Raw genomic sequence first — 25,767 nt, 5'->3', positions numbered from 1 at the left:
CATGAGTTAAAAATTAAAGTATGTCTTAATTATTATTCACTTAAACTATTTAATCATGGGTCTATTTGACAAACTATTCAGCACAGTACAGGAAAAAGTAAATTTTTCACCTAAGAATGAGCAAGAGGCTTGGGTGGGTGTTATGTATGGCTGCATTGCCGTTGATGGAGATGTTTCTGAATCTGAGATTGAAACCCTTTCTAGGACGGTTGTTTACAAGTCTATGTTTAAGGGTCATAAAATCGTAGACTATTATAGAAATGTTGCCTTGTTTCATAAAAAGGCAGGCAGCAAAGAATTGATTGATAGCTGCGTTTCTAAAGTGCCAGCTGAAAATAGACCGACCCTATTCGCCCTAACACTAGAGTTGCTTTTAGCAGACGGGATATTAGAAGACAAGGAAAAAGAAATTATTGATTATTTGTCTCCCGCCCTTGAACTAGCTCCAGAAACAGCAATGAAAATTGTTGAGGTTATTCTAATCAAAAATAAAGGCAACGCTATTCAATTTTAGTTACCAGTGTTTCCGGCCTGCTTTTCTGAAAACAGGCCGGAAACAACAACTCCGTGCAATTTAACAGAGTTAGAATAGTGCAACGTTTCCGGGTGTTTTGCCGAGGGTATATCTAAACAATATTATATTTTAACATGAATGAGCTAAGAGAAAAGCTTTGGGCAATGTGCATAAACCCAACCTGCAATACGGTTACTGGGGTGAATTTTGAATTGAGCAGCGGCCCTTTGCCTGACCAGGAACTTTACAACTATTTCCTTGACAATCCCTGTGTTGATTGTGGGGCAGCGGTGAGGGTGCTGGAAGGCACATATGATTTTGTAGAAGACAACCTTGTAGTATTAAGGAGTGGGCCTCAATCAACATATGAGGCTTTGTCTGAAATAAGGGTTGTTTCAAAATTGCAAGAACTCTGGAGCCTTAACCTAGCAATGAGCAGCGAAAACTTTATTAAAGAAGCTGGCAAGATTAGCCCGGAAATAAAGAAGGTTCTCGAAAACCCCAAGCTGCAATCGGATATTAAGAAGGCATTCAGCAGTATGTCTTCTTTTGAAAGAAGCACGCTGATTCTGACCATAATAGGCTTAATACTTCAGGCGCTTGGTCAAATGTCTTCAAAGGAGCCCGCGGGCAACACGACCAATATTATCAACAACTATTATATCACCAATCCTACTGCGAAAGGAGAGATCAACTTGAGGCCAGCGATACAGCTTAGTAAAAGAAAGGAGAACGGGAAGCCTTGATGTGTTTCACATATAGTGCATGAAGGGAGCGAATGCTGTATAAAATAGTATATAAACCTGCCACTATCGCAGCTGTGGGAAGCCAAAAGGAATTAACCTCTAATACTGGCAGCGCTATTCTTGAAAAAACAGGCGGCACGCTTAGGTTTAATTCATAGCCGTAACTGAGTGAAACACCCAGAACAATCATAACGCCTCCCCAAACCATTGACATTAGGCTGCCTATTAAGGAGAAACCGGTAAATAGTAAGTTTAACCGCTTCAATAACATACCACAAAGTACGAAATAAAAAGTTAAAGGTCAATCACATAACCCCTAATTTCCAAGCCATGCCAAAATTCATTCAGCTCCCGCAGCAGGGCAGCGCCTTGCCCATACTTTTGAACATCGACAACATCTACAAGGTGGATTTCTTCAACGGGCCAGAGAAGGGCGGGCGGGAGATCCTGCTCCGGGTCTGGGTCAACACGCCCAAAGCCATTGACCTGATCACCTCCCGGTTCGCCAGCGCCGAGGAAGGCATCAGCACCTATTGGCACCTGCATGCGCTGCTGCACCCGCACCCGATTACCTGCAGCCTGAACTAGCTTTTCCCTTTTCAGTATTTATGCGTATATTTGTCATGTGCCCCGGCCATGTTCCGGCGGCGCATGTTCTCGGAAGGAACATAAACCCCGGCCCCAGCGGCTGGGGTTTTCCGTTTAAAAGCGCTCCCCCATCCTTCCCCTTTTTACATGCGTTTTACAAGTAACTGTAAATCAATGCTGTTTCAGCCCCCGTCGGGGCCACAAAACGGACAGGGAGTACGCCAACCGTGTACTCCCTGCCCTTTCCAACCCACCGGCAGCGATTTATTTAGGTTTACATTCCCAGTCATCTCCTGACACCTTCTTAGAGCTTGTTTTATTTTGATTTTGCAAGCGAAACCGGGGAGCGAAAGGTTCTGGCGAAGCGTTTTTTGAGCAGCATACGCCCCGCTATGGTGCGAGTCAACCGCGAAGTCAGGTTCTTTTGATACCCGTTTGCAGCGCAAAAGACAAATTTAAACATGCTCTTAGCTACTAGCACAAGATCTCCGGTGCTTCTCGCCTTTTGAAGCGGCCATGACCGGTCTACTGCTTCACCAGTGAAGGCCTACTAGCCTGTAAATTCAAAAGCAGGGTAAGCAAAAAGCTGTTTCTCCCCAGCCAATTTTTTTGTTCGTCATAGCAGTACCGGTACACCAAGCCAGCCCTCCCGCCTGCCACACCAGGGCTAATTAGAAGCTTTCTCAAAAGCACCTCCATTTCGCCTCCCGGTTATATCTTTGGTCCCTAGCCTGCTTTCTGTTCTTGGCCTGTTTTTCAGAAAACAGGCCAAGAACAGAAAGCACGAACTGAAACCTACCTCCCCCAACAAGGCGGTCAGGTCACAGTAGGTATAAAAAGAAAAAGGCAAAACCACAGCGGGTTTTGCCTTAAGATATATGGTGTGCTTAGAGCTAACGAATAACTACTTTCCTGACCTCGCTGTACGTGGGCGTTTCCAGTTTTACGTAATACAATCCTTTGGCTAATTTGTTTAAATCAATGGTTCTGGTGTAGCGCTCAGAAGGGTCTTGCACCACCTCCTGGTACACCACATTGCCAATCACATTCATAATGCGGAGCTCGGTCTTCTTGTTTTCAAAGCCTTCCAACGAAACCGTGATGATACCGTTGGAGGGGTTGGGGAAAACAGACAGAGAACGCTCGTCGTCCTCTGCTTTTGCCTCTACCTTCTGTTCAGCGGGGAGCGGCCTGGTTTTAACCTGCGCCGGAAGCTGATAAAAGGTGAGACAAACAAAAAAAAGTAGTATAGTTTGTTTCATAAGTCTTTTGTTAATCTTTAGATGATCACAGGAGCGGCAGCGCCTGTACATAGCAATAACGCATTTTTCATCTGTTTAGTTTTGCATTTTTAAACATTAAACAGGCAATAAAAGCAAAAAAACACCCTGTAAATTGAACTATAACAACAACATCATAGCAACCGCATGAAGCACCGCAAAGCTGTAATTGTAGGCGGAGGCCTGGCTGGCCTGGTAAGTGCGCTGCAACTATCAGGCCAGGGCGCAGAGGTCACGGTGGTGGAGAAGAAAACCTACCCGTTTCATAAAGTCTGCGGCGAATACATCTCTAATGAGGTGCGCCCTTTCTTAGAGCAGCTGGGGGTTGACCTGGCAGCGCTGCAACCCGCTGAGCTGACCCGGTTTCAGCTGTCGTCCCCTAAAGGGAACACCCTGCAGACCACCCTGGATCTGGGCGGTTTTGGGGTGAGCCGGTTTACGCTGGACCACTATTTATATGAATTGGCCAAAGCCCGCGGGGTAGAGTTCAGGCTGAAAACCAGCGTTACCAACATCACCTTTCAGGAAGAGGCCTTCACGGTAACCTTGTCAACGGGAGAGCAGCTGCAGGCACCGGTGGTGCTTGGCGCCTACGGGAAACGCAGCACCCTGGACCGCCGCCTGCAGCGGAAGTTCTTTGAGGAGCGGTCGCCGTACCTGGGGGTGAAATACCACGTGCGCACCCAGCTGCCCAAACACGTCATCTCTTTGCATAATTTCAAAGACGGCTACGCCGGAATCTCAGCCATTGAGGAAGACAAGTACTGCTTCTGCTACCTCACCACCCGGCAGAACCTCAGGCACTACGGCACCCTTGCAGAGCTGGAGGCACAGGAGTTAAGCAAGAATCCGCACCTGCGGGAGATTTTCACCAACAGCCAGTTCCTGTACGCCCAGCCCGAGGTGATCAATGAAATCTCGTTCGCCCCCAAAGCCTGTGTGGAGAACCACGTGCTCATGAGCGGAGACGCCGCCGGCCTGATCACGCCGCTCTGCGGAAACGGCATGGCCATGGCCATTCACTCGGCCAAGATCCTCTCTGAGCAGGTGCTCCTTTTCCTGCACGGCACCCAGACCCGCGCCCAGCTGGAAGGCAATTACACCCGCCTGTGGCAGCAGCAGTTTGGCCTTAGGCTGAAGACGGGAAGGCTGGTGCAGCGGCTGTTTGGGCACCCGTTCCTGTCTGAGGTGGCGGTGGCCGGCCTGAAACATGCACCCGCTGCGGTAAAAGCCATCATGCAACGCACGCACGGCCAGCCGTTTTAGGCCTGTTTTCAGAAAAACAGGCCTAAAACGGCGTCTGTCTTTTCTCTAGCAGTAAGAGTAGCCTTCGCTCAGACCATGCCGCTTACCCGTGCCCGTCATCCTTTGAAGTTCTATTAAAAAGGGCGCACTTCCAGATTGGCAATTCCGGAGCAAATATGAAAGGGGGGATTGGCAACCCTAGGGCTCTGCAACTCTGGCGGCAGGGCGGCGGTTTCCAGATCTGCAGGTGCCAGAATTGAGGATTGCAAACCCATCAAAGCTGGCATCATCATGGCCCTGCCACTCAAACGGGGAAACAAAACCCGCGCAACTAGATGTGGGGCTTCAATAGAAAAAGCATACATGTAGGACTACACGCCTCACCCAGTACATCTCCTTTGGCATCAACCATATTGCACCACAACCCCTTCCACCCTCACCTAAAGACAAAATCAACCCAGACACAACCTGCACCGGCGGTTCTAAGTATGCCCTTGCAACAGCTTTCTCACAACAGCCTAAACATCTTGGCCGCTTTTTGCTTATACTTAGAATATGAAGAGTTACCTCTGCGCCATTGGCACGGCCAACCCCCCGCATGCTTACCCTCAGCTACAGATTGCTGATTTCATGGCGCAGGCGCTCCAGCTGGAGGAGCAGGAGACCAGAAAACTGAAAGCCCTTTACCGCGTCTCTGGCATTGAACAGCGCCACACCGTGCTGCCAGACTACGGCAGAGAGAACGGCAACTATGACTTCTACCCCAATACCCCGGGGCTGGAGCCTTTCCCCACGGTGGGGCAGCGCATGCAGGTGTTTCAGGAGACGGCGCTTCCGCTCTCAGTGGCCGCGGCGCAGGACTGCCTGCGCCAACTGCCCCAGGTCCCTGTTGACAGTATCACCCATTTGATCACCGTAAGCTGCACCGGCATGTACGCCCCGGGGCTGGACATTGAACTGGTGCAGGCGCTGGGGCTGTCTGCGCAGGTACAGCGCACGTGCGTCTATTTCATGGGCTGCTACGCCGCCTTCAACGCCCTAAAAGCCGCCGATGCCATTTGCCGCGCAGATGCCCACGCCCGCGTGCTCATTGTCTGCACTGAACTCTGCACCCTGCACTTTCAGAAACACCCTGAAAGTGACCATCTGGTCTCCAACGCCCTGTTTGCTGATGGCTCTGCCGCCGTGCTGGTGAGCGCGCAGCCGCTGTCTGACCTCACGCTCCGGGTAGAGGCGTTTCACTGTGACCTGGCCCCCTCTGGCCAGAAAGAGATGGCATGGCATATCAATGATTTCGGGTTTGAGATGACGCTCTCTTCGTATGTGCCCGCCCTGATCAAACAGGGCATTGGGCAGCTCACGCAAAAGCTGCTGCAGAAACTCAACCTCAGCCTGGAGGAGGTGCCCCATTTTGCCATTCACCCCGGCGGAAGGAAGATTCTGGAAGTGATAGAGCACGCGCTCCACCTGACCAGAGAAGACAACCGCCACGCCTATGCCGTACTCCGCCAGTTCGGCAACATGTCTTCGGCCACGGTGCTGTTTGTGCTCAAGAGCCTCTGGCTGGAGCTGCAGCCCCAGCAGCAGAACGAGCCCATTCTCAGTTTTGCCTTCGGCCCCGGCCTTACCTTAGAATCTATGTTACTCACCGTGCACCATGTTTAGGGAGCGTTCTACCCAGCCAGAACTCATGGATGACCTCACGCTGGCCAGTGATGACCTGCGCCAGAACCTCAGGGAGCTGGAGATCATCAACCAGTGGCTGGGCGGGCATGAGGTGGTGCGCAACGGCTTAGATGAGATTCTGGCGCACCCGTTTCTGGCCTCTTTTCCTGAAAACAGCCTGAAAGTAGCTGACCTGGGCAGCGGCGGCGGTGACACCCTCAGAATGGTGGCGCGCTGGGCCCGCCAGCGCAGACAGCCGGTGGAGCTGGTGGGCATAGACGCCAACCCTTTCATGCTCAGCTACAGCGCCCACCTCAGCCAGGAGTATGGGGAGATTAGTTACCGGCAAGCCGATGTTTTCTCAGAGGGCTTCGCGCGGGAACAGTTTGACGTAATCATCTGCAGCCTGTTCCTGCACCACTTCACAGATGCCGCGCTGGCCACGCTGCTGGCGCAGCTGCGCCGGCAGGTACGGGTGGCCGTGCTCATCAATGACCTTCACCGCCACCCGCTGGCGTATTACTCCATCAAAGCGCTCACCCAACTTTTTTCCCGCTCCTATCTGGTGAAGAATGATGCGCCGCTCTCTGTGCGGCGGGCGTTTACCAAGGCAGACTGGCAGCGCATTCTGGCCCAGGCGGGCATTCAGCAGTACCGGCTGCGCTGGAGATGGGCGTTCAGGTGGCAGCTTGTTTTGGGCCCCATTTCAGAAAAACAGGGCTAAAACAGAAAAACTTTCGTATCTTCATCAAGGAGAAGATGGCGCAGCAGAATTTATCCTGCCCCTCCAACGTTCTCTTTGTGAAGCAATTGCTTCTACCGCACCTCTTCTCCGTTCCAGAGAGGCAGGGTGAAAAGATGTTCCACCAATTTTACCAACATGGGCCGAAGTTCCTCCAAAAGCTCCCTCCAGTTCTGGCTTCTCTTGATAGCCTCCATCCTTCTCTCCGCCATGGTCATCAGTCTGTTCCTGAAGATTGTGAAAGTAATGATCTACCTGCTGCTGGTGCTCCTGCTGGTGCCCGTAGTGTACCTTACCCTCAAGCGCACCTTCAGCAACTTCCAGAGCCCCCGCACCAAACTCAAGACCAGAGATTAGCATTGTCACCTGTTTTGAGTCTTGCGTTACTCCTGAAAGAAGGGTGTACAGGATGAAAGCGTCTGCCTGTGCCGCCGTTTTAGGGCTATTTTTCTGAAAACAGCCCTAAAACAGGGAGCTAGCTCCCCTTCCCGCACACGCTCACGCCTGCTCCATGTATCAAACAGGAAGCTCTAACCAGCTTTACGGCAGCAGGAACTCCCTCATGGTACCCAATAACTGAAAGATACCCTAAAAGAATATCTGCTGCGCCAGCCTGAACGTGTTGGCGTGGGCCTCTACAATATCAGCAATGCGGGTGGAGTAACCGCCGCCCATGCTGGCGCAGACCGGAACCCTGTTCTGGTGGCACAGCTCCAGCACCAGCCGGTCACGCTCTTTGCAACCGGCGTGGGTGAGGCCCAGCTTGCCCAGCTTATCTGTTGCCAGCACATCTACCCCGCTCTGGAAAAACACAAAGTCTGGCTCTACCTGCTCCAACAGCCTAGGCAGGTGGTACCGGAGCAGCTGCAGGTAACCCGCATCCTCAATCCCGTCAGGCAAGGGCACATCCAGGTCAGAGGTTTCTTTGTGCAGCGGGTAGTTGTTGCCCCCGTGCATGCTGAAGGTGAACACCCGCGGCTCGTGCTCAAACATCTGCGCCGTGCCGTTGCCCTGGTGCACGTCTAAGTCAACCACCAGCACCTGCTGCGCCTTCTGTTCATCCAGCAGATACTGCGCCGCCAGGCCAATATCATTGAGCAGGCAGAACCCTTCGCCCCGGTCTGTGAAGGCGTGGTGGGTGCCGCCCGCTATGTTCATGGCTACGCCGAATTCCAGGGCAAAAACCGCCGCCTCTACGGTACCGCCCATGATGCGCACTTCCCGGTCCACCAGTTCCGCTGACAGCGGAAACCCGGTTTTCCTGATTTCAGATAGGGTTAACTCCAGATGCCTCAGCCGTTGCCAGTACCGTGCGTCATGCACCCGCAGAATGCGCTCCTCTGGGAGGGGCTGCGGCTGGAAGAAGTTCTCCTGTGAAACAGTGCCTTCATACAGCAGCTGCTCCGGCAGCAGTTCATATTTGAGCATTGGGAAGCGGTGCCCTTGGGGCAACGGGTGGGCGTATTCTGCTGACCAGGCAATTTTTAGCATGGGTATGGTTAGAATAAGAGAAGTTACCGCCCAGGTCTTGCCGCCAGCCTACGCCCACGTTTACAAACCAGATGCCGCCGCAACATTCTGCCTAAGAGAAAGTATAATGAGAAACCTGATTCCATAACCGGAAACCGGGCCTTTTGATTACCAAAAATACCACTTGCTATGAAAAAACTGTTTTTACTTTCTATATGCGCCCTTCTGTTCAACGCAGCACAGGCGCAGGAGCGCGTTTTAAACCGCGGCGTGATCAACCACAGCGAAGGCGAATTTGCCCCTACCCGTACCAACAGCGGCTTCGGGGTGAAAGGCGGGGTCCTGTTTACCAACCTGCGGGGCGACGGCACCGATGACTTGCCCGGCCTCAAGTCTGCCACCAACTGGCACGCCGGTTTCTACTCCCAGTTCAGCCTGGGCAGTTTCTTTTCCATTCAGCCAGAGGCCCTGTACTCCCGCAAAGAAACTAAGACGGACGGCGGCAGCATGCGCTTTGATTACATTGAAGTGCCCGTGTTGGCGGTCTTGAATTTCACAGACAACGTGAGTTTTCATGTAGGCCCTCAGGTAGGCGTACTCATGGCCGTCAAACAAGATGACAAGGAAATTGACAAGTCCAGCTTCAACAGCTTTGATTATGGTGCCGCAGCCGGCCTGGAGGCCAGATTAAGCTTTCTTAGACTGGGCGCCCGCTATTACCTGAGCCTGGCAGACATTGGAGAGTTTGACAACACCGCCGCAGCGGGCAATCGCGCCCTCAACGATATCAAAGCTGGCAACTTTCAGATCTACGTTGGCGTAGGCTTTTAAAAGATTTAGATAAAGGGTTTAGGGAAAAGGATGCTCCTCTTAGGGGCATCCTTTTTTTATACCGGCAAGTGCCCGCATTAGCAGCGGCAGAAGTGGTAAGGCAGCGCACCCTGCATATGCCGGAAGCAGGCTATGCAGGATTGGCATGATTCACAGGATGTGGTCTATTTAGGCAGTTGGCACAGAAACGCTCGCAGTTCCTGCAGCCGCTACGGGGTCTGATGATTTGCTGATTGTCTGTTAGTTGTTTGTGTTAGTTTATAGAACGCGCACGAGGCTCTTGTCTCTTGCTATGGGATGGGGCGAGTCTCCAGATTAGCCAGGGTCTGTAAGGTGTTTGCCATGCGTAGAACCCACCCCTCCCCCTCCCGGGAGGGAGTATCTGCAAGGCGTAGGGCAAATGACGGGTGGCCGTACCTCTGCCATGCGTGGATCTGCACGTGTAAACATCCCCCTTCGCCCCCTTCAAAGGGGGAGTATCTAAGTGAGTCCTGAGTTTTGAGTCCTTTCTTTTCATCTTAGGCAATTCAGCATGGATGAAGCAGCAATGCCTGGTTTCGCCGCCGCGCCGCGAGGGCAGGCAGAGACGGCCCGTCATCAGTAGGCACGCGTCTGGGGACCCGTGCCAGCGCGTGAGTATCAGCCGGAGTTAGAAGGCACGGAAGTAACTTCCGCGCCATAGGGGGCAGAAGAAGCAGAAGTAATGTGAGGCTGCCGCCCCATGGAAGCTGAAAGCTTCCGCCACCACAGGTCCAAGTTGGAAACTTGAACCAGAGAAATCGGCAGGCAAGCAGCAATAAGTAAACAAACAACAATAAACAATCAACACTTCTGCTAGTGGCACCTGGGTTAATCAACACTTCTGCCCCTGGCTGATGTGCGCAGCACGGGCTCGCCTCAGGCTAGCGGATCAGCAATAGTTACCTGCAAACCAATTAACAACCAGAGAAGCTGATCAGGAGGGGAACCCAAACCAGTCCTGGCGGTGAGCGCCTCTGTTAATACGGTGCCGCTCCAGCGGCAAGGCCGGAGGGCCTAGTTTTAACAGAGGCGCTCACCCCCAGGACGGGGCCCCGCGGCCGTGAGCGCTTACCAGAAAAGATGAAACAACTCAGTGAGTGAGGCACTGGAGCAAACGGGAGAGCCAAGGGAACAGCAAACTACGCATGGCCCCTGCAGCAGCATGACCATGAGGCACCCAAAATAAAAACCCATTTCTGACCTGTTTTCTGAAAAACAAGCCAAAAACAGGTTTCCTAAAATGCTAACAATCCTACTTCACCAACGCCATACGTCCCTCAACAGTCTTCCTACTCTTCTTGCTCTGCGCATCTGGCTGACTGCCGCCCACGCTGATCTGCACCGTGCCCGCCTCATATTCGGCAGAGCCGTCTTGGGAAATAACCGCCAAATCCTGCGGACGCAGTTCAAAGGTGACTACCTGGCTCTCGCCGCGTTTCAGGGAAATACGTTTGAAACCTTTCAAGGCCCTGATAGGCGTTTTATAGCCGGGCACCTGCTTGCTCACGTACAGCTGCACCACTTCCTCGCCGTCTAGTTTGCCCGAGTTGGTGACCCGCACCCGCACAGGGACAGGCGAATTCACGCGGCTGCTCTTTGGCACCTCCAGCTGGTCATATTGAAAGGTGGTGTAGCTCAGACCGTGCCCGAAGCCGTACAGCGGTTGCCCTTTGAAATAGCGGTACGTGCGGTTGTCCATGGTGTAGTCGCCAAACGGCGGAAGGTCGCTATCGCTCTTGTAGAAGGTCACGGGCAGGCGGCCCGCGGGGTTGTAGTCGCCAAACAGCACATCGGCGATAGCCGTACCCGCTGACTGCCCCGCGTACCACGCGTTCACAATGGCGGGAAGGTTCTGGGCCTCCCACGGAATGGCAATGGGCGTGCCCGTCATCATCACAAACACTACCGGCTTGCCCGTGGCTTTGAGCGCCTTCATCACCTCGGTCTGCACACGGGGCAGCAGAATAGAGGTACGGTCGCCGCCATTGAAGCCGGGTTCGTTCACCTGCATTTCCTCGCCCTCCAGTTGCGGGGAGATACCGCCTACGTAGATGAGGACGTCTGCATCTTTCACCCGGTTGGCCAGGGCTTTGAAGCCGGTTTTGGCGAAGTTGCCCGCGCGCAGCTGCACAGACGCCTTGCCTTCGCGCTGCACATACTCCAGCACCAGACGGTACTTCTGGCCTTGCTTGGTAGGCAGTTTAAAATTCTTGGCCCCCCAGCGGTTGCGCTCCCAGGCGTTGAGCATTTCCTTGCCGTCTACCAGTAAACGGTAGCCGTCGTCGCCTTCCACTTCCAGGGTGATGGAGCCGGTGGCGCTGGCGGTGTAGTCTGTGGTATAGCGGGCCGAGAAGTTGTAAGCTTTCATGCTGCCCACCACGGTTTCGCCCTCCTGCCACGCATTGTTGATGGCAGGCTCCTGACGGGTGGCCACGGGCTCGCCTTTCAGGTCTCTGTTGTTAAAATATTCGGCGCGCACACCTGCTTTGCCGTCAAAGCTCAGCTGGGAGCTGATGTTGGTGTACACCAGCAGCGTGTCTTTGGTGAAGGTAGTGGCCTGCTCGTAGACCACTTCGGTGCCCGACCCCACTTTGTTTTTGATGCCCTGCAACGCCGTGACAATGGTAGACGGCGTACCGTTGTAGTTGCCCAGCACCGCAATGGGGTTGTTGGCGTTAGGGCCAATCACGGCAATTTTCTTCAGGTTTTTCTTGAGTGGGAGCGTGTTTTTGTCATTCTTCAACAGCACCATAGACTGCTGCGCCATCTTGAGCGAGTGAGCTTTGTGCGGCGCACTTTCTAAAACCTCAGGCGAGGTCTGGGCATATTTCACCAGCGCCACGGGATCAAACATACCCAACCGGAACCGGATGGTGAACAACCGCTTCACAGACACATCAATCATGCGCTCGGTGATTTTACCGTCTTTCACGGCCTGCACCAGCGCTTTGTAGGCATCAGTACCGCAGTCTATATCAGTGCCGTGCATCACGGCATCGGCTGAGGCCGAAGCCGCATCTGGGTGGGTTTTATGGTTTTTGAAGAAGTCGTCAATGGCCCAGCAGTCTGAGGTCACATAGCCCGTGAACTGCCACTGGTTGCGCAGAATGTCATTCATGAGTACGTCTGAGCCGCAGCAGGGCTGGCCCCTGAACGCGTTGTAGGCGCACATCACGCCCGCCACCTTGGCGTTCACCACCAGCTCCTCAAAGGCGGGCAGATACGTATCCCAAAGGTCATAGTTGGTGGCTTGGGCGTTGAACACGTGGCGCTCAGGCTCAGGCCCGCTGTGCACGGCGTAGTGTTTGGCGCAGGCCGCGGCTTTCAGGTATTTGGGGTCATCGCCCTGCAGGCCGCGCACAAACGCCCGGCCCAGCATGGCGGTGAGGAACGGGTCTTCGCCGTAGGTTTCCTGCCCCCGTCCCCAGCGCGGGTCCCGGAAGATGTTGATGTTGGGTGTCCAGTAGGTTAAGCCCACGTAGCGCTGGCCAGATTTGCCTTCGGCGATAGCCTTGTTATAAATTGCCCTCCCTTCTAACGCCGAATAATCTGCCATGACCTGAAGCGAGGTGGTATCAAACGTAGCCGCCATGCCTATGGCCTGCGGATAAACAGTTACTTTATACGGCGTACGGGCCACGCCGTGCAGCACCTCGTTCCACCAATCATAGCTGGGAATGCCCAAACGGTCAATGGCGGGGGCCGCGTTCAGCATCTGGGCCACCTTCTCTTCTAAGGTCAGGCGCGACACCAGATCATTCACCCGCGCTTCAATAGTCAGGTTGGGGTTCTGAAACGGATACTTGAAGGCATTTTCCTGGGCAGGGGTAAATGAGACGGCCCCCAGCGCCACAGCTAACAGGAGAAACGTTAAGACTCTTTTCATAGGCTCTGCTGAACGGTTGCGCTTCCTAAGTTGGGGAATGTTTCCGGATTTATGAAATCGGTTGCAAAAATATAAACCCAGCTCTCTGCGGGTTCTGCCTGAACCCCGGGCAAGCCGTTGACCGCGCGGGTAAACCCGGCGCCTGAGCAGAGAAACCCTGGCATCAGGCAGCTTCGCCGCTTTCCCGTTTTCGGCTTGTTTTCAGGAAAATAGGCCAAAAACAGGAACCTGGCCCTCCCGGGCTTTCGGCTGGTTAAAGCCCCTGACCCCAAGAGCTGTTTTGGGGCTGTTTTCAGAAAAACAGCCCCAAAACAGCTTTCCCACTCTCCTTACTACCTGCCTTGCCGCCTTTCCCTACCAAACATTAGCTTATACTAATATTTAAGAACTTCCTTGACTTTGTGGCATTTATGGGGTAATTCTGCCCCTTACTTTGCTATCTCACGTTAACCCAAGAACCTTGAAAGTAGCAGTACTCAAAGAAACCAAAGTACCTGAACGGCGGGTGGCGCTAAGTCCAGACGTGGTGAAGTCGCTGACCAAAGCGGGCTTCAGCTGTGGCATAGAGAGTGGCGCGGGCGAAGCCACCGGCTTCTATGACAGCGCCTATGAGCAGGCCGGGGGCCTCATTTTCCCAGACAGGACCGCCCTGCTGGCTGACGCTGATGTGCTCCTGAAAGTCAACGCGCCTACCGTTGAAGAGGTGCACCTGCTGCGCGAAGGCAGCGCCGTGCTCTCTTTCCTGTACGCCTACACCATTCCAGACATAGTAGAGGCGCTGGTGCAGAAACGCATCTCCGCGTTCGCCATGGACGCCGTGCCCCGTATCTCCCGGGCGCAGAAGATGGACGCGCTGAGCTCGCAGGCCAACCTGGCGGGGTATAAATCAGTGCTGCTGGGTGCCAACGCGCTGGGCAAGATTTTCCCGCTCATGATGACGGCGGCGGGCACCATCACCCCGGCGCGCGTGCTCATTTTTGGCGCGGGCGTGGCCGGTTTGCAGGCCATTGCCACCGCCAAACGCCTGGGCGCCGTGGTAGAGGTCACAGATGTGAGGCCAGAAACCAAAGAACAGGTAGAGTCTCTGGGCGGCCGGTTCCTGGAAGTGCAGGCCGAGGGCGTACAAACCGAAGGCGGTTACGCCAAAGAAGTTTCTGCCGAGTACCTGCAGAAGCAGAAAGAACTTATCTCCAAACATATTGCCGAGGCCGATATTGTGATCACGACCGCCCTGGTCATTGGCAAGAAAGCGCCCCTGCTGGTCACGGAGGAGATGGTGCAGAGCATGAAACCGGGCTCGGTGATTGTAGACATGGCCGTGGAGTCAGGCGGGAACTGCGCCCTCAGCGAATTTAACCAGACGGTGGTACGGCACGGTGTCACCATTATTGGGGAAGCCAATTTGCCCGCCATGGTTTCTATCAACGCCAGCGAACTCTACGCCAAGAACATCAGCACGCTGCTGTTGCACCTGGCCACCAAAGACGGTTTTAAATGGGAGCTGGACGAGGAAGTCACCAAGGGGTCGCTGATCACGCACCAAGGTGCGCTGGTGCACCAATTCACCAAAGATATTCTGGCAAAGACGGTGTAAGGGGGATTTGACCATGTAGAAACCAGGCACCGCCTTGTCTCCCCCGCACTGCTGGTTATTCCCCTCTTTGGAGGGAGGTATAGCGGAAGACTGTTTGTCAGCAGGTATTTACTGTAACGGCCATCGCAGAGCAGAGAGACAAGGCGGTGCCTGGTCTCTACCTCAGCAGAAATGCGTGGACCGGCAGGTGTAAACATCCCCCTCCCCCCTGCAAAGGGGGGAGTATCAAAAACAATCAACTATTGAACGATCAACAATTAAAAATATGAACGCAGAAGCTTTAATTGTGCTCCTCTACGTGCTGGTGTTGGCCAGCTTTGTGGGGTTTGAGCTGATTTCTAAGGTGCCGCCCACGCTGCACACCCCCCTCATGTCTGGGTCTAACGCTATCTCTGGGATTACCATTGTGGGGGCCATTGTGGCGGCGGGTCCGCTGGACCACAGTGTGAGCAAATGGCTGGGGGTGGCGGCCTTGTTCCTGGCCACGCTCAACGTGGTGGGCGGCTACGTGGTCACTGACCGCATGCTTAAAATGTTTAAGAAGAAGAAATAACGCGGCGCAGACATGACTACTGACTTATTGATTCAAATCGCCTATCTGGTGGCGTCGGTGCTGTTTATCATGGGCATAAAGATGCTGGGCAAAACCAGTTCGGCCCGAAAAGGGAACACACTTTCGGCGGTAGCCATGTTTATTGCGGTGGTGGCTACGCTGCTGAACAGCCAGGTATTGAGCTTCACAGAGATTTTTGTGACGATTCTGATCGCCTCGGCGGTGGGCTGGTTTGCGGCGCAGCGCGTGGAGATGACCAATATGCCCGAGATGGTGGCTATTTTCAACGGGTTCGGGGGGGCGTCAAGCGTTTTGGTGGCGGCTTCTGAATACTGGCGGCAGGCGCACGAGGCCAGCCTGACCATGCCGGTGGTGGTAGCGGTGACAGTGGTGATCAGTATCCTTATTGGGGCGGTCACGTTCACGGGCTCGTTGGTGGCGTTTGGGAAGCTGAAGGGCCTCATCAACGGCCGCGCCATTACGTTCACGGGGCAGCACGCGCTGAATGCGTTGCTGTTTCTGGCGGTACTGGCGTTCAGCGTGCTGGTGGTGCTGGACCCTAACTTTGAGCTCTGGATGATTGCCGTGCTGGCCATTTCGCTGCTGCTGGGCGTACTCACGGTGATTCCTATTGGCGGCGCCGATATGCCGGTGGTGATTTCGCTCCTGAACTCGTATTCTGGCATTGCTGCCTGTGCCACGGGCTTTGTGCTGAACAACCAGGTACTCATTATCACGGGCGCGCTGGTGGGCGCCTCAGGCATTATTCTCACGCAGATTATGTGCAAGGCCATGAACCGGTCGCTGGTGAACGTGCTGCTGGGCGGCTTCGGGCAGACGGGCGGCGCGGCAGCTAGCGGGGGCGGCGAAGAAATTGTGGTGAAAGAGGTGGGCGTGGAAGAAAGCGCCATGCTCTTTGACTCGGCTAGCAGCGTGATCATTGTGCCGGGGTACGGCATGGCGGTGGCGCAGGCCCAGCACGTAGTGCGTGAGCTTACTGACCTGCTGGAGAAACGCGGCACCAGCGTGAAATTTGCCATTCACCCGGTGGCGGGCCGTATGCCGGGCCACATGAACGTGCTCCTGGCCGAGGCCAATATTCCCTATGACAAGCTCATTGAGATGGACCACATCAACGACGAGTTCGCCAACACTGACATCTGCCTCATCATTGGCGCGAATGATGTGGTGAACCCTGCCGCCCGCACCAACCCCGGCAGCCCCATCTACGGCATGCCCGTGCTCAACGCCGACAAGGCCCGCACGGTCATTGTCTGCAAGCGCGGCATGGCCGCCGGGTACGCCGGCATTGAGAACGAACTTTTCGGGTACCCCAACTGCCTCATGCTGTTTGGCGATGCCAAAGCCTCAATGACCAAGGTGGTGAGCGAACTGAAGGAGATGGCCACCGCGTGAGTTCATGGGGAAGTAGGAATGGGTCTTGCCGTGCAACACAAGGCGTGGCAGACCAAAGCTGTTTTTGACCTGTTTTTGGAAAAGGAGCCCGGAAATAGAAATTTCCGGGCTCCTTTTGGTTTAGGTTTAAATAACCAAGTAAATGAAGTAGCAGCCTTAAGCGTCTACTTCATTTACTTGTGCAACCCAAGGCTCTTCTGGCTCTGTTTCCTAATAAAAATCTTCTTACTTTCAGCATCTACCATACATGTAATCCATTAACTTTGATTAAGTTAAGCACCACCGTATTTTTATTTAAAGTTATATATGCAGAAATCTATACTCACCTTCCTCTTGTGCTGTGTTTCTTTAATAGGAAGCGCTCAGATCACTGCCCCTGGCCAGAGCAACATACTTAAATTCAACAACAGCGGTGTCTTTGCGCCAGTAGATGACCGTCTTAAATTGGGAGGCGAGTTTACTTTTTCGGCTTGGGTAAACCCCACCGCCCGCACCCCCCACAGCCTTATAGTGGGCAAACCAGCTACCGACCGTGACACCGATCCCTGGATGACGTACGTGCTGGGCTGGAACAACACCGGCAACCGGGTGGAGTTTGTCCAAACCACCGGGGCGGCGGGTACTTACAGAAGCATTGCCTCACCAAATGACATACCGCTAAACACTTGGACCCACATGGCCGCTACCTTGTCTGGTGGCACCATGCAGCTGTACATCAACGGGCAGCTGGCAGGTTCTATCCAAAGCCCCGGCCTTCCCCAGAGCAACAACGTGCCCTTCGGCATTGGCGGCGGCATTAACAAAGGCAATTACTGCTGCGGCTCCAATGCCTACATTAAGCAGGTGGGGGTGTGGAGCAGAGCGCTCTCAGCGGCAGAGGTGCAGGCGGTGGCGCAAGCCGTTCCCGCCGCTAATGCCAATGGCTTGGTGGCTTTCTGGATGCTGGACGAGGGTTCTGGCCAAATGGCGCAAGACAGATCAGGAAACAACCTACATGCCACGCTGGGCATGACCGCAACTGCTGATCCACAGGATCCTATCTGGCACAGCACGTTTTATACTGAGAAAGAACCTTTTTTTGCCTCAAGGGCCACCACCATCTCGCCGGCGTTGCCGCATGGCCTGGAAGACATCTACCCAATGGATATTAACCAAGACGGCCGCCTGGAGTTTCTGGGTGTTTCCATAGCCTGGCCGCCTACCCCGTTTCCGGGCACGTTCAGACCTATTCAGGTATTGGCCACGCACCAGAACCTGACGGTTACCAATCAAACCGCCACTTTCATTCCGGCTGGGTTGGAAATGGTGCACCCCCGCCACATTGCCGTAGCCGACTTCAACAAAGACGGTTTTAAAGATTTGGTGATGATTGGCCACGGTACCGATACCCATCCATTTCCGGGTGAGCAGAGCCAGCTCTTGTTTGGCCAGGCCGATGGCACGCTCCGCAACGTCACCTCCACGCACTTTCCGCAGTCTATTGACTTTACCCACCACGTATCTGCCGCCGACATTGACGGCGACAACGATGTAGACCTGTACATGGCCAACATTGGCGGGGGCACTAATGGACCGCTCATTTACCTGAACAACGGCAGCGGCGTGTTCTCTGTGGGCACTAACAATTTGCCGGTGGCTGTGGCGGCAAGGCACCTGGGGGCGTTTACCTCCAGCGCTTTCGCAGATTTTGACGGCGACGGTGACCAAGACCTATTCCTGGGCGGCGACGAAAACACTGCTGGTAACCTGGTGCTGCTGAACAACGGCAGCGGCGTGTTCACCATCAAGGAAAACGCCATTGACCGGAAAGTGCCGGGCAATAACTGGATTACCGTGGCTTTTGCCGTCGCTGATTTCGATAAAGACGGCGACTTGGATGTTATCTCCTCCAACACCCCAGGGCAGCCGTTTTACAAAGGAGCGTTCCTGCAACTCTTGCTGAACAACGGTAACGCTAGCTTCACAGACGCCTCTAGCCGCATCACCCAAGAGTTTTCCTCAGAGGGCTGGATTAAGTGGGTAGACACTGTAGATTTCAACAAAGACGGAATTCTTGACCTGCTTTTGAGCAGCAACGGCGCAGTCAACAACAATCTTTTCATTGGGGTGGGCAATGCCCGGTTCAAGCAGGCGCCAGTGAGTTTGCCACCCTCAGATGGCCCCATGCGCGCCGCCGATGTGGACGGCGACGGTGACCAGGACATTGTGTCTGTGAAAGGGAATGTCGCTTACGTGGGAGAAAACGTACAGCTTCTGGCGTATTCCACCGCTCCGCTTAACCTTATTGGGGAGCAGGCCCTTTGCCAAGACGCTGCCAACGGGCTGCAGTTGAACACCCCTGCTAAGCCCAATAACACCTACCTCTGGCTTAAAGACGGAGAGGCAATTAGCAATGCCACAAACCCCAGTTACACGGTCACCATTCCTGGCAGATACCGCGTTGTAGTGAAGAACGGTGAGTACCCCGCCGATACCAGCTTAGTGGCCAATGTAGTGGTAGCCCCCCTTCCACAAGCCAGTATTACCCAGAACGGAAACCAACTTATTTCTACAGAAGGGGCTTCTTACAAGTGGTTTAGAAATGATGTACCCTTAACCGAAACCACTCGGTCTATCACCCCAACTGCTTCTGGCCAGTACAAAGTAGAAGTCAGCAACGCGGCTGGTTGCAAAGCCACTTCGGCTGCTTTTGCCTTTACCCTTACGGCGGCGCAAGATGAGGTTATTGTAAAACACACGCGGGTATTCCCTAACCCTACCTCTGGCAAAGTGCAGGTGCAGGTAGACGGGCCATACACGGGCAAACTTACCGCCACCGTAGTTACCACTAGCGGCAAAGTAGTGCAGAAAAAGACCTTCCGGAAAGCAGGCACCCTGACCTTTACCTTTGACTTAGGTAAACAGGCCAACCAGCTGTTCCTGCTGAAAATAGAAACCGAGAGCGGCACTAGTACCTTCAAGCTAATAAAGAGCGGTGAGTAACATCTGCTCCGTTTTAAGGAGTTGAGGCGCACCAGCTCCTTGAATTCTTTTTGAATAATTGCTCAGCCCAAGAACACTTACCTCTCCCTGTTTCCTTTGATAAGGAGATGGCGTTAGGGTAGCTATGCTCCAATTAGGAATTAAGAATGACAAAGCACTGTGAGGCATTGGCGTTTTTGACCTGTTTTTGAAAAAGGAGCCCGGAAATGGAAATTTCAGGGCTCCTTTTGTTTTGGGGCGGTGAGGTAGTTTCGGTATCTTGTGAAAGAAAGCCAAGCCTGGCTTCTAATACTTGGGAAAGGAACTGCATGAAAGAAGTACCACCATACAATGGGCTGGTGCAGCAAATTGGCTCCCTGCTGGACGCCGGGCGGGCGCAGGCGGGGCGCGCCATCAATACCATTCTGGTGCAAACCTACTGGCAGATAGGCCGGCACATAGTAGAATTTGAGCAAGGCGGAAACGCAAAAGCCGAATATGGCGCTAATTTGCTTGACCGCCTTTCAAAAGAACTTACCTTGGCCTACGGGAAGGGATTTAGCCGATCTAACTTGTTCCAAATAAGACAATTCTACACCCGGTTTCCAAAAATCCAGACACAGTCTGGACAATTAAGCTGGAGCCATTACAATGAAATACTAAAAGCTGATACTGACTTAGAAGTCAGCTTCTACACCAGACAGTGCGAAAAGGAAGACTGGAGTGTTCGGGAGCTGAAGCGCCAGATGAAAAGTCTGTTGTTCCAGCGGTTAGCGCTGAGCAAAGACAAGGCCGGCATTTTGCAGATAGCCGAACAAGGGGCGGATGTTCAAAAGCCCGCTGATATTCTCAAAGACCCGTACGTGTTTGAATTTTTAGGTATTCCGCAGCAATACCACTACAAAGAAGGCGAACTGGAAGAAAAACTGATCCAGAACTTAGAGCAGTTTCTGCTGGAACTGGGCAAGGGCTTCGCGTTTATTGGCCGGCAATATAAAATCAGCCTGGCCAATAGGCACTTCTTTGTGGACCTGGTTTTCTACCACCGCATTCTGAAGTGCTTTGTGTTGATAGACCTGAAGCGCGGCGAAATTGAACACCAGGACATTGGCCAGATGAACCTGTACCTGAACTACTTCGCCAAAGAAGAAAACGTGGAAGGCGACAATCCGCCCATTGGCATTGTGCTGGGTGCGTACAAAGACCAGGTTCTGGTGGAGTACGCCACTGAAAACATCAGCAACCAGCTTTTCGTGAGTAAATACCAGCTCTACCTCCCAGACAAGGCGGCACTTTCTGCTGAACTGGAAAAACTGCTGTAAGCTATGAGCGGGTGAAAGAAAAATAACTGGCAGCGGCAACTACGGCAGACGGTGCCTCTCCTGTACCGCCCGCGCCCGGTTGAGCTGCAGGCATTGCACACCCAGACACTGACACCCGTTTTCTATGCAGGTAGCACCCCATTAAGACGCGGCTATTCCGGCAAAACCAGTACCTTCGTGTTTACGGCCCCTTCTTTCGGCCGGGACCCATGAGGAAAAAAAGCCAGCACCACAGAACATGACCTTAGCCCAGAAGATTGTTGGGGAACGGAAGCGCAAAGGCTTGTCACAGGAAGAACTCGCAGACCTCTCCCAGATCAGCCTCCGGACTATTCAGCGCATTGAGCGGGAAGAGAGCCTCCCCCGGGGCTATACCTTGAAAGCTTTGGCTCAGGCGTTAGCCATTCCGCTGGAAGAACTTACGCCGAGCACAGCTCCAGATGTGGCGCAGGCAGAACCGCCCGCCGCCGTAGTGCCCGTGCCTCCCCCCACCGCCCCAGAAGCCGTTCCTGCCGCCAACCTGCAGCAAATCAATTTGGCGGCCTTTGCATTTCTGCTGCTGCCGTACCTGGGGTTTCTGCTGCCGCTGTGGCTCTGGAAACAGCAGAAAGGGTTACCCGGCCACGCGGCGGGCGCCCGTATCATCAACTTCCAGATCATGTGGTGCATTGGCATGCACCTGGCGTTGCTCCTGGCATTTCTGGTGCAGATGGTGAGCGCCTATTACTTTAAGGCCAGGCCTTCTTTCCTCCTTGTGGGCACCTTCTTCTTCCTATATTTCCTCAATATTGCGGCAATTCTAAGGGCGGCTATTCAGTTGCGCAGCGGCCACCGGCAGGTCTTTGCCAAGTGGGGAAATCTGTTTATTTCTTAGCGCGCCCCCCTTTCCTAGCAGCGGTAAAAACCCGCCATTCTTACGTCACAACTGCCTTGGCAGGCAATTGGCGGCCTTTTGGCGGGCAAATGGCGTAAGCCGCAGCCGGTTTGGTGCCTAATCTTGCAGTGTCATTTAACAAACACCGCAATGAAATCAGCAAAACGCATTGGCCTCTCTTTTTTGTTCCTTTTGGTGCTTAGCTCTGTGGGCGGCGGCTTCTATTTTAAAGCAAAATTTAAACCTGCCGCCAACCAGTTAAAAGTAGCAGCGCAACCAGTTACCATTCCGTTTACGTGGTTTACATCTGGCAATGACCCGTACGCTGGCCTTCTCCTTCCGGTGACTTTGGCTGGCTGCCCCAAAACGTTCTACCTCCAGTTTGACACGGGCACCCCCTCTACGGTATTCTATAAAGGCAAGCTGGAGGCGATTCAGCAGAAAGGCTATGCCCTCACATTGAAGCAAGCCGGCAACCAGATGAATCTGGTAAACACAGCCTTTCAAGTAGGGGGGCTGCCCGTGACTGCGCCAGAGGTAAAAGTGCTGGCCTACGGTGATTCTGTCATCAGCTGGAATGACGCTTCATCTGTTCATATTATCGGTTCACTGGGTACTGATTTCCTGGAAGGCAGAATCATCACGCTAGATTATCAGCGCATGGGGCTCACCGTCTCTGACCTGTTGCCGGCTAGTATTCCCGCCACCGCTTTTCAGGACTTTACCTTTGACAGCCGCCGCATTCTGTTGCCCTCGCGCATAAACGGGAAAGAAACCGACCTGCTGTTTGACACGGGTTCCAGCACCTATGAACTGCTCACAAACAAAAGCACCTGGGAAGAGTTTGCGCAGCCGGGCCAGACCATTGACACCGCAAGGGTAAATTCTTGGGGCAAAACCTTAACGGCCTACACCACCACCACAAAGGCTACGGCCCGCTTTGGGGCGGTTCAGCTGCCGCTCAAAACAGCCACCTACATGGAAGGAATGGGTTTCATGAACAGCATGCTCATGCGTTTCTCAGGCTTGGGCGGCATGACGGGCAATAAACTGTTCCTGGGCCACACCTTGCTGCTAGACATGAAACAACAGAAGTTTGCGGTACTGAAGTAGCTGTACTTCATGCTACTCCTGTTTTGGGGCTGCTTTTGTAAAAACAGCCCCAAAACAGCTTTTCTAAGTTGACACTTGGCATAAATTCTTGCAACTTACAAGCCGTACCCAAGGAAGATGTTCAACCGGGAGATTCAGTTAGTCACCTTGAAAGTATCCCTTCAACCAGAAAAACATGATCCTAGACTCCCTCCAGCACGCGGAACGCTACTATTCTTTGCACCCGTTGTTTAAGCAGGCTTTCCAGTTTCTGCAGGAGGCAGACGTTCAGAACCTGCCCACGGGTAAACACGAGTTGGCGGGGGAAGACCTGTTTGCCATTCTCTCAGAAGGCCCGGGCGTGGCCAAGGCCGATGCCAAAATGGAGGCGCACCAGCGCTACATTGACATTCAGTACATTGTCTCGGGCGTAGACCACATGGGCTGGCAGGACCTTTCGGCCTGCGGAGCTTCTATTGACCCTTATTCCGTGGAGCGCGATGTGTCTTTCTTTGCCGTGAAGCCCACCAGCTGGTTTGACGTGCCCGCCGGCTTCTTCACCGTCTTCTTCCCCAATGACGTGCACGCCCCCCTGGCCACGCAGGAGGTGGTGCGCAAGGTGGTCTTGAAGATTGCGGTGCAACCGTAGCAGCCACGGCAGCCAACCTTTTCCTGAACGTTTACTCTTGGCTGCGTTTCTGGCCTGTTTTCTGAAAAACAGGCCAGAAACACAATTTCCCCCAGCTCGCCCTCTGGCCTGGCCCCAGTTGCTGATACGCCCCGTATTGTTTGAATTTTGCAAGCAATGGTTTGGAAGACGCAAACGGCACCGCCTCCCCTGCCCCTACATTTGCCCTGTTCATTCTAACCAAGGAAAACGGCGAAGACCAGACAAACTTCGCCCATCACAGACAGCACAGATGCAGGCAAAAACAAACCCTTACGTGGGCCTTTGGGTCACCGCCGATGGCTACATCAGGCACGAACTCCTGCCCAACGGCCGCTATGACGAGGCCCGCGGCTCCCGCCAGAGCGCCTACCAAGGCTCCTACACCCTCATCGGCGACCATATAGACTACCAAGACGACACCGGCTTCACCGCCGACGGCGACTTCAGAGACGGCATTCTCTACCACGCCGGTATGGTGTTGTACCAACAAGAGCGGTAGTTTCTGTTTTAGGGCTGTTTTCAGAAAACAGGCCCAAAACGGAAACACGAGCCGTTTGTTCGGCAGTTCGTATCCCGGCTGTTCAGGATTTGCAGTTCACCGGCTGTACGGGATTTGTAATCCCGGGCTAGAATACCCCCCGGATTTGCAATCTGCCGCGGCACTTTCAGATCAAAAGGGCGGCTCTCTAGGGCGCGTAAATTACGCCCATGACTGGCTTATCTTAAAACGGTGAGTCACAGACGTACCTTTCTCGCGCCAGAGAGAACCCTAGCGGGCCGCAACGGGGATTACAAATCCCCGGGTTACCTGCTTCCGGATTGCAAATCCGGAAGAGCGCAGCTTATGATCAACAGAAGAGAAACCACGGAAGTAACTTCTGCGCAACAGGAAAACACGTTATCTGATCGTCCTCCTTTGAAGGGGGTAGGGGAATGACAAAGGCAGCAGTAGAACCAATAACAAACACTAAAAGAGTAAGAAAACGATTCTTAGGAATACCTAATCTGCACGAGTCATCATCCCCCTCCCCCTTCAAAGGGGGACGGAATGCGTAAAATATCTCAGTGATACGCGCAGTTATAAAACAGAACTTCCTGTTTTCGGGCTGTTTTTCAGAAAACAGCCCGAAAACGCAACATGAAATTCCCCCGGAAATCACCTATCTTCCATTATGGCACCCACTGAGACCTTAGAAGAGTTTTACCAGCACAAATTCAACGGGCTTCCTGAGAACCTGAAAAAAGACGTTGGCCACTTCAACGTGTTCCGGCTGGAAGACTGCGCCCTCACCCCCGCCAACAACAGCCGCCGCGACTTCTACAAAATCTCCCTGATCAGGGGCCATCTGCGCTACCATTACGCTGACAGAAGCGTGGAGGTCACGGGCACCACGCTCATGTTTTTCAACCCCAAGGTGCCCTACACCTGGGAGGCGGTCACAGGCGAACCCAGCGGGTACTTCTGCATTTTCAAAGAGGCTTTTTTTACTGAGAAGATCAGGGGCGGCCTACAGGATCTGCCTATGTTCGCCACGGGCGGAAAGCCGTTTTACGCCTTGACCCCAGCGCAGGAGCAGCAGGTGAGCGCCATTTTTGAGAAAATGCTGGCTGAGATCACCTCAGACTACCTCTACAAGTACGACCTGCTGCGCAACTACGTGACCGAGATGACGCACTTCGCGCTGAAAACCCAGCCCGCCGAGGCACTGTACGAGCACCCAGACGCCAATGCCCGTATCACCGCCGTGTTCAGTGAGCTGCTGGAGCGCCAGTTCCCCATTGAATCACCCAGCCAGCGGTGCCAGCTGCGGTCAGCGAAGGATTTTGCCGAGCAGCTGGCCGTGCACGTGAACCACCTGAACCGCGCCATCAAGAAAACCACCGGAAAAACCACCACCGAACTTATTTCCTCCCGACTGGTGAGCGAGGCCATGGCCCTGCTCAAGCACACGAACTGGAACATCTCAGAGATTGGCTACAGCCTGGGCTTTGAAGAACCCGCGCATTTCAACAACTTCTTCAAAAAACACACCTCCTTGCCGCCCTCGCAGTTCCGGCATGTTTGATTTTCGCAAGTGATGGTTTGAACGGCGCTAACCCCGCCGCCCGCCCCTGCCCTACCTTTGTTTTAAGAGCTTGTTTACATTTTGATTTTGCTAGCGAAAAATGGCAGAGAAAGGTTCTGCCGATGTGGTTTTTGAGCAGCATAGCAGCGCTATGGTGAGAAAAAAGCACGAAGGCAGGTTCTTTATATGCCGTTTTGCAGCGCAAAAGACAAATGCAAACATGCTCGAAAC

General features: G+C 53.7%; 21 protein-coding genes. 18 read left to right on the top strand and 3 right to left on the bottom strand.

Features of this window, described 5'->3' with window-relative positions; all coding sequences use genetic code 11:
* Window positions 1-55: 55 nt before the first annotated feature.
* From FHS90_RS14310 to FHS90_RS14300, 3 genes are all read left to right on the top strand, one after another.
* A complete protein-coding gene (locus FHS90_RS14310) occupies window positions 56-514 on the top strand; it encodes a TerB family tellurite resistance protein (RefSeq protein ID WP_182513550.1) in 459 nt (152 codons plus the stop codon).
* Window positions 515-648: 134 nt separating this feature from the next.
* Window positions 649-1,260, top strand: a complete 612-nt coding sequence (locus FHS90_RS14305; protein ID WP_182513549.1) for a hypothetical protein — start codon at window positions 649-651, stop codon at window positions 1,258-1,260.
* A 330-nt stretch (window positions 1,261-1,590) separates the two neighbouring features.
* Window positions 1,591-1,848 carry a hypothetical protein gene (locus tag FHS90_RS14300; RefSeq protein WP_182513548.1) on the top strand — a complete coding sequence of 86 codons (258 nt, stop codon included), beginning with the start codon at window positions 1,591-1,593 and terminating at the stop codon, window positions 1,846-1,848.
* Window positions 1,849-2,741: 893 nt separating this feature from the next.
* Here FHS90_RS14300 and FHS90_RS14295 read toward each other — a convergent pair.
* The gene (locus FHS90_RS14295; RefSeq protein ID WP_066839852.1) at window positions 2,742-3,110 is read right to left on the bottom strand and encodes a T9SS type A sorting domain-containing protein; all 369 of its coding nucleotides are present in this window, start codon (window positions 3,108-3,110) and stop codon (window positions 2,742-2,744) included.
* Between the two features lie 165 nt (window positions 3,111-3,275).
* Here FHS90_RS14295 and FHS90_RS14290 point away from each other — a divergent pair, with 165 nt between their 5' ends.
* The 4 genes from FHS90_RS14290 to FHS90_RS14275 all read left to right on the top strand — a co-directional run bounded on the left by FHS90_RS14290 (window position 3,276) and on the right by FHS90_RS14275 (window position 7,137).
* Window positions 3,276-4,394 carry an NAD(P)/FAD-dependent oxidoreductase gene (locus FHS90_RS14290; protein ID WP_182513547.1) on the top strand — a complete coding sequence of 373 codons (1,119 nt, stop codon included), beginning with the start codon at window positions 3,276-3,278 and terminating at the stop codon, window positions 4,392-4,394.
* 534 nt (window positions 4,395-4,928) lie between these two features.
* Window positions 4,929-6,038: a type III polyketide synthase gene (locus tag FHS90_RS14285; protein WP_182513546.1), complete on the top strand. Its 1,110-nt coding sequence runs from the start codon at window positions 4,929-4,931 to the stop codon at window positions 6,036-6,038.
* A complete protein-coding gene (locus FHS90_RS14280; protein WP_246387056.1) occupies window positions 6,031-6,762 on the top strand; it encodes a methyltransferase domain-containing protein in 732 nt (243 codons plus the stop codon). Before FHS90_RS14285 ends, FHS90_RS14280 begins: the two co-directional genes overlap by 8 nt.
* A 156-nt stretch (window positions 6,763-6,918) precedes the next feature.
* Window positions 6,919-7,137 (top strand): hypothetical protein, encoded by a 219-nt coding sequence (locus FHS90_RS14275; protein WP_066839791.1) that lies wholly within the window; start codon window positions 6,919-6,921, stop codon window positions 7,135-7,137.
* 231 nt (window positions 7,138-7,368) lie between these two features.
* On the opposite strand, the gene FHS90_RS14270 is transcribed toward FHS90_RS14275, so the two are convergent.
* Entirely contained in the window at window positions 7,369-8,271 is a 903-nt protein-coding gene (locus FHS90_RS14270; protein WP_182513545.1) for a histone deacetylase family protein, read from the bottom strand.
* Window positions 8,272-8,439: 168 nt separating this feature from the next.
* Here FHS90_RS14270 and FHS90_RS14265 point away from each other — a divergent pair, with 168 nt between their 5' ends.
* Entirely contained in the window at window positions 8,440-9,081 is a 642-nt protein-coding gene (locus tag FHS90_RS14265; protein ID WP_182513544.1) for a porin family protein, read from the top strand.
* Between the two features lie 1,273 nt (window positions 9,082-10,354).
* Here the strand turns inward: FHS90_RS14265 and FHS90_RS14260 are convergent.
* Window positions 10,355-12,988, bottom strand: a complete 2,634-nt coding sequence (locus FHS90_RS14260) for a glycoside hydrolase family 3 C-terminal domain-containing protein (RefSeq protein WP_182513543.1) — start codon at window positions 12,986-12,988, stop codon at window positions 10,355-10,357.
* A gap of 460 nt (window positions 12,989-13,448) precedes the next feature.
* On the opposite strand from FHS90_RS14260, the gene FHS90_RS14255 reads away from it, so the two are divergent.
* From FHS90_RS14255 to FHS90_RS14210, 10 genes are all read left to right on the top strand, one after another.
* The gene (locus FHS90_RS14255) at window positions 13,449-14,582 is read left to right on the top strand and encodes a Re/Si-specific NAD(P)(+) transhydrogenase subunit alpha (RefSeq protein ID WP_182513542.1); all 1,134 of its coding nucleotides are present in this window, start codon (window positions 13,449-13,451) and stop codon (window positions 14,580-14,582) included.
* Between the two features lie 265 nt (window positions 14,583-14,847).
* Window positions 14,848-15,135, top strand: a complete 288-nt coding sequence (locus FHS90_RS14250) for an NAD(P) transhydrogenase subunit alpha part 2 (protein WP_066829305.1) — start codon at window positions 14,848-14,850, stop codon at window positions 15,133-15,135.
* A 12-nt stretch (window positions 15,136-15,147) separates the two neighbouring features.
* On the top strand, window positions 15,148-16,551 hold the full coding sequence (locus tag FHS90_RS14245; protein ID WP_182513541.1) for an NAD(P)(+) transhydrogenase (Re/Si-specific) subunit beta: 1,404 nt from the start codon (window positions 15,148-15,150) through the stop codon (window positions 16,549-16,551).
* Window positions 16,552-16,857: 306 nt separating this feature from the next.
* Window positions 16,858-19,533 carry an FG-GAP-like repeat-containing protein gene (locus FHS90_RS14240; RefSeq protein WP_182513540.1) on the top strand — a complete coding sequence of 892 codons (2,676 nt, stop codon included), beginning with the start codon at window positions 16,858-16,860 and terminating at the stop codon, window positions 19,531-19,533.
* A gap of 308 nt (window positions 19,534-19,841) precedes the next feature.
* Window positions 19,842-20,834 (top strand): PDDEXK nuclease domain-containing protein, encoded by a 993-nt coding sequence (locus tag FHS90_RS14235; RefSeq protein WP_066829558.1) that lies wholly within the window; start codon window positions 19,842-19,844, stop codon window positions 20,832-20,834.
* Window positions 20,835-21,072: 238 nt separating this feature from the next.
* Window positions 21,073-21,708 carry a helix-turn-helix domain-containing protein gene (locus FHS90_RS14230; protein WP_182513539.1) on the top strand — a complete coding sequence of 212 codons (636 nt, stop codon included), beginning with the start codon at window positions 21,073-21,075 and terminating at the stop codon, window positions 21,706-21,708.
* A 150-nt stretch (window positions 21,709-21,858) separates the two neighbouring features.
* Entirely contained in the window at window positions 21,859-22,821 is a 963-nt protein-coding gene (locus FHS90_RS14225; protein ID WP_182513538.1) for a hypothetical protein, read from the top strand.
* A gap of 175 nt (window positions 22,822-22,996) precedes the next feature.
* The gene (locus FHS90_RS14220) at window positions 22,997-23,449 is read left to right on the top strand and encodes a NanQ anomerase/TabA/YiaL family protein (protein ID WP_182513537.1); all 453 of its coding nucleotides are present in this window, start codon (window positions 22,997-22,999) and stop codon (window positions 23,447-23,449) included.
* Between the two features lie 271 nt (window positions 23,450-23,720).
* Window positions 23,721-23,969: an Atu4866 domain-containing protein gene (locus tag FHS90_RS14215; RefSeq protein WP_182513536.1), complete on the top strand. Its 249-nt coding sequence runs from the start codon at window positions 23,721-23,723 to the stop codon at window positions 23,967-23,969.
* Window positions 23,970-24,642: 673 nt separating this feature from the next.
* Window positions 24,643-25,536 (top strand): helix-turn-helix domain-containing protein, encoded by an 894-nt coding sequence (locus tag FHS90_RS14210; RefSeq protein ID WP_182513535.1) that lies wholly within the window; start codon window positions 24,643-24,645, stop codon window positions 25,534-25,536.
* Window positions 25,537-25,767 lie beyond the last annotated feature (231 nt).

The sequence above is a fragment of the Rufibacter ruber genome, assembly GCF_014138425.1.
Lineage (GTDB): Bacteria > Bacteroidota > Bacteroidia > Cytophagales > Hymenobacteraceae > Nibribacter > Nibribacter ruber_C.
Note: the sequence above shows the minus strand (reverse complement) of the source record. Positions and strands in the feature narration are given on the sequence as shown.

Coding starts and splice junctions, on each gene's coding strand:
- FHS90_RS14310 (WP_182513550.1), top strand. CDS start 56: ATGGGTCTATTTGACAAACTATTCAGCACAGTACAGGAAAAAGTAAAT.
- FHS90_RS14305 (WP_182513549.1), top strand. CDS start 649: ATGAATGAGCTAAGAGAAAAGCTTTGGGCAATGTGCATAAACCCAACC.
- FHS90_RS14300 (WP_182513548.1), top strand. CDS start 1,591: ATGCCAAAATTCATTCAGCTCCCGCAGCAGGGCAGCGCCTTGCCCATA.
- FHS90_RS14295 (WP_066839852.1), bottom strand. CDS start 3,110: ATGAAACAAACTATACTACTTTTTTTTGTTTGTCTCACCTTTTATCAG.
- FHS90_RS14290 (WP_182513547.1), top strand. CDS start 3,276: ATGAAGCACCGCAAAGCTGTAATTGTAGGCGGAGGCCTGGCTGGCCTG.
- FHS90_RS14285 (WP_182513546.1), top strand. CDS start 4,929: ATGAAGAGTTACCTCTGCGCCATTGGCACGGCCAACCCCCCGCATGCT.
- FHS90_RS14280 (WP_246387056.1), top strand. CDS start 6,031: ATGTTTAGGGAGCGTTCTACCCAGCCAGAACTCATGGATGACCTCACG.
- FHS90_RS14275 (WP_066839791.1), top strand. CDS start 6,919: ATGGGCCGAAGTTCCTCCAAAAGCTCCCTCCAGTTCTGGCTTCTCTTG.
- FHS90_RS14270 (WP_182513545.1), bottom strand. CDS start 8,271: ATGCTAAAAATTGCCTGGTCAGCAGAATACGCCCACCCGTTGCCCCAA.
- FHS90_RS14265 (WP_182513544.1), top strand. CDS start 8,440: ATGAAAAAACTGTTTTTACTTTCTATATGCGCCCTTCTGTTCAACGCA.
- FHS90_RS14260 (WP_182513543.1), bottom strand. CDS start 12,988: ATGAAAAGAGTCTTAACGTTTCTCCTGTTAGCTGTGGCGCTGGGGGCC.
- FHS90_RS14250 (WP_066829305.1), top strand. CDS start 14,848: ATGAACGCAGAAGCTTTAATTGTGCTCCTCTACGTGCTGGTGTTGGCC.
- FHS90_RS14245 (WP_182513541.1), top strand. CDS start 15,148: ATGACTACTGACTTATTGATTCAAATCGCCTATCTGGTGGCGTCGGTG.
- FHS90_RS14240 (WP_182513540.1), top strand. CDS start 16,858: ATGCAGAAATCTATACTCACCTTCCTCTTGTGCTGTGTTTCTTTAATA.
- FHS90_RS14235 (WP_066829558.1), top strand. CDS start 19,842: ATGAAAGAAGTACCACCATACAATGGGCTGGTGCAGCAAATTGGCTCC.
- FHS90_RS14230 (WP_182513539.1), top strand. CDS start 21,073: ATGACCTTAGCCCAGAAGATTGTTGGGGAACGGAAGCGCAAAGGCTTG.
- FHS90_RS14225 (WP_182513538.1), top strand. CDS start 21,859: ATGAAATCAGCAAAACGCATTGGCCTCTCTTTTTTGTTCCTTTTGGTG.
- FHS90_RS14220 (WP_182513537.1), top strand. CDS start 22,997: ATGATCCTAGACTCCCTCCAGCACGCGGAACGCTACTATTCTTTGCAC.
- FHS90_RS14215 (WP_182513536.1), top strand. CDS start 23,721: ATGCAGGCAAAAACAAACCCTTACGTGGGCCTTTGGGTCACCGCCGAT.
- FHS90_RS14210 (WP_182513535.1), top strand. CDS start 24,643: ATGGCACCCACTGAGACCTTAGAAGAGTTTTACCAGCACAAATTCAAC.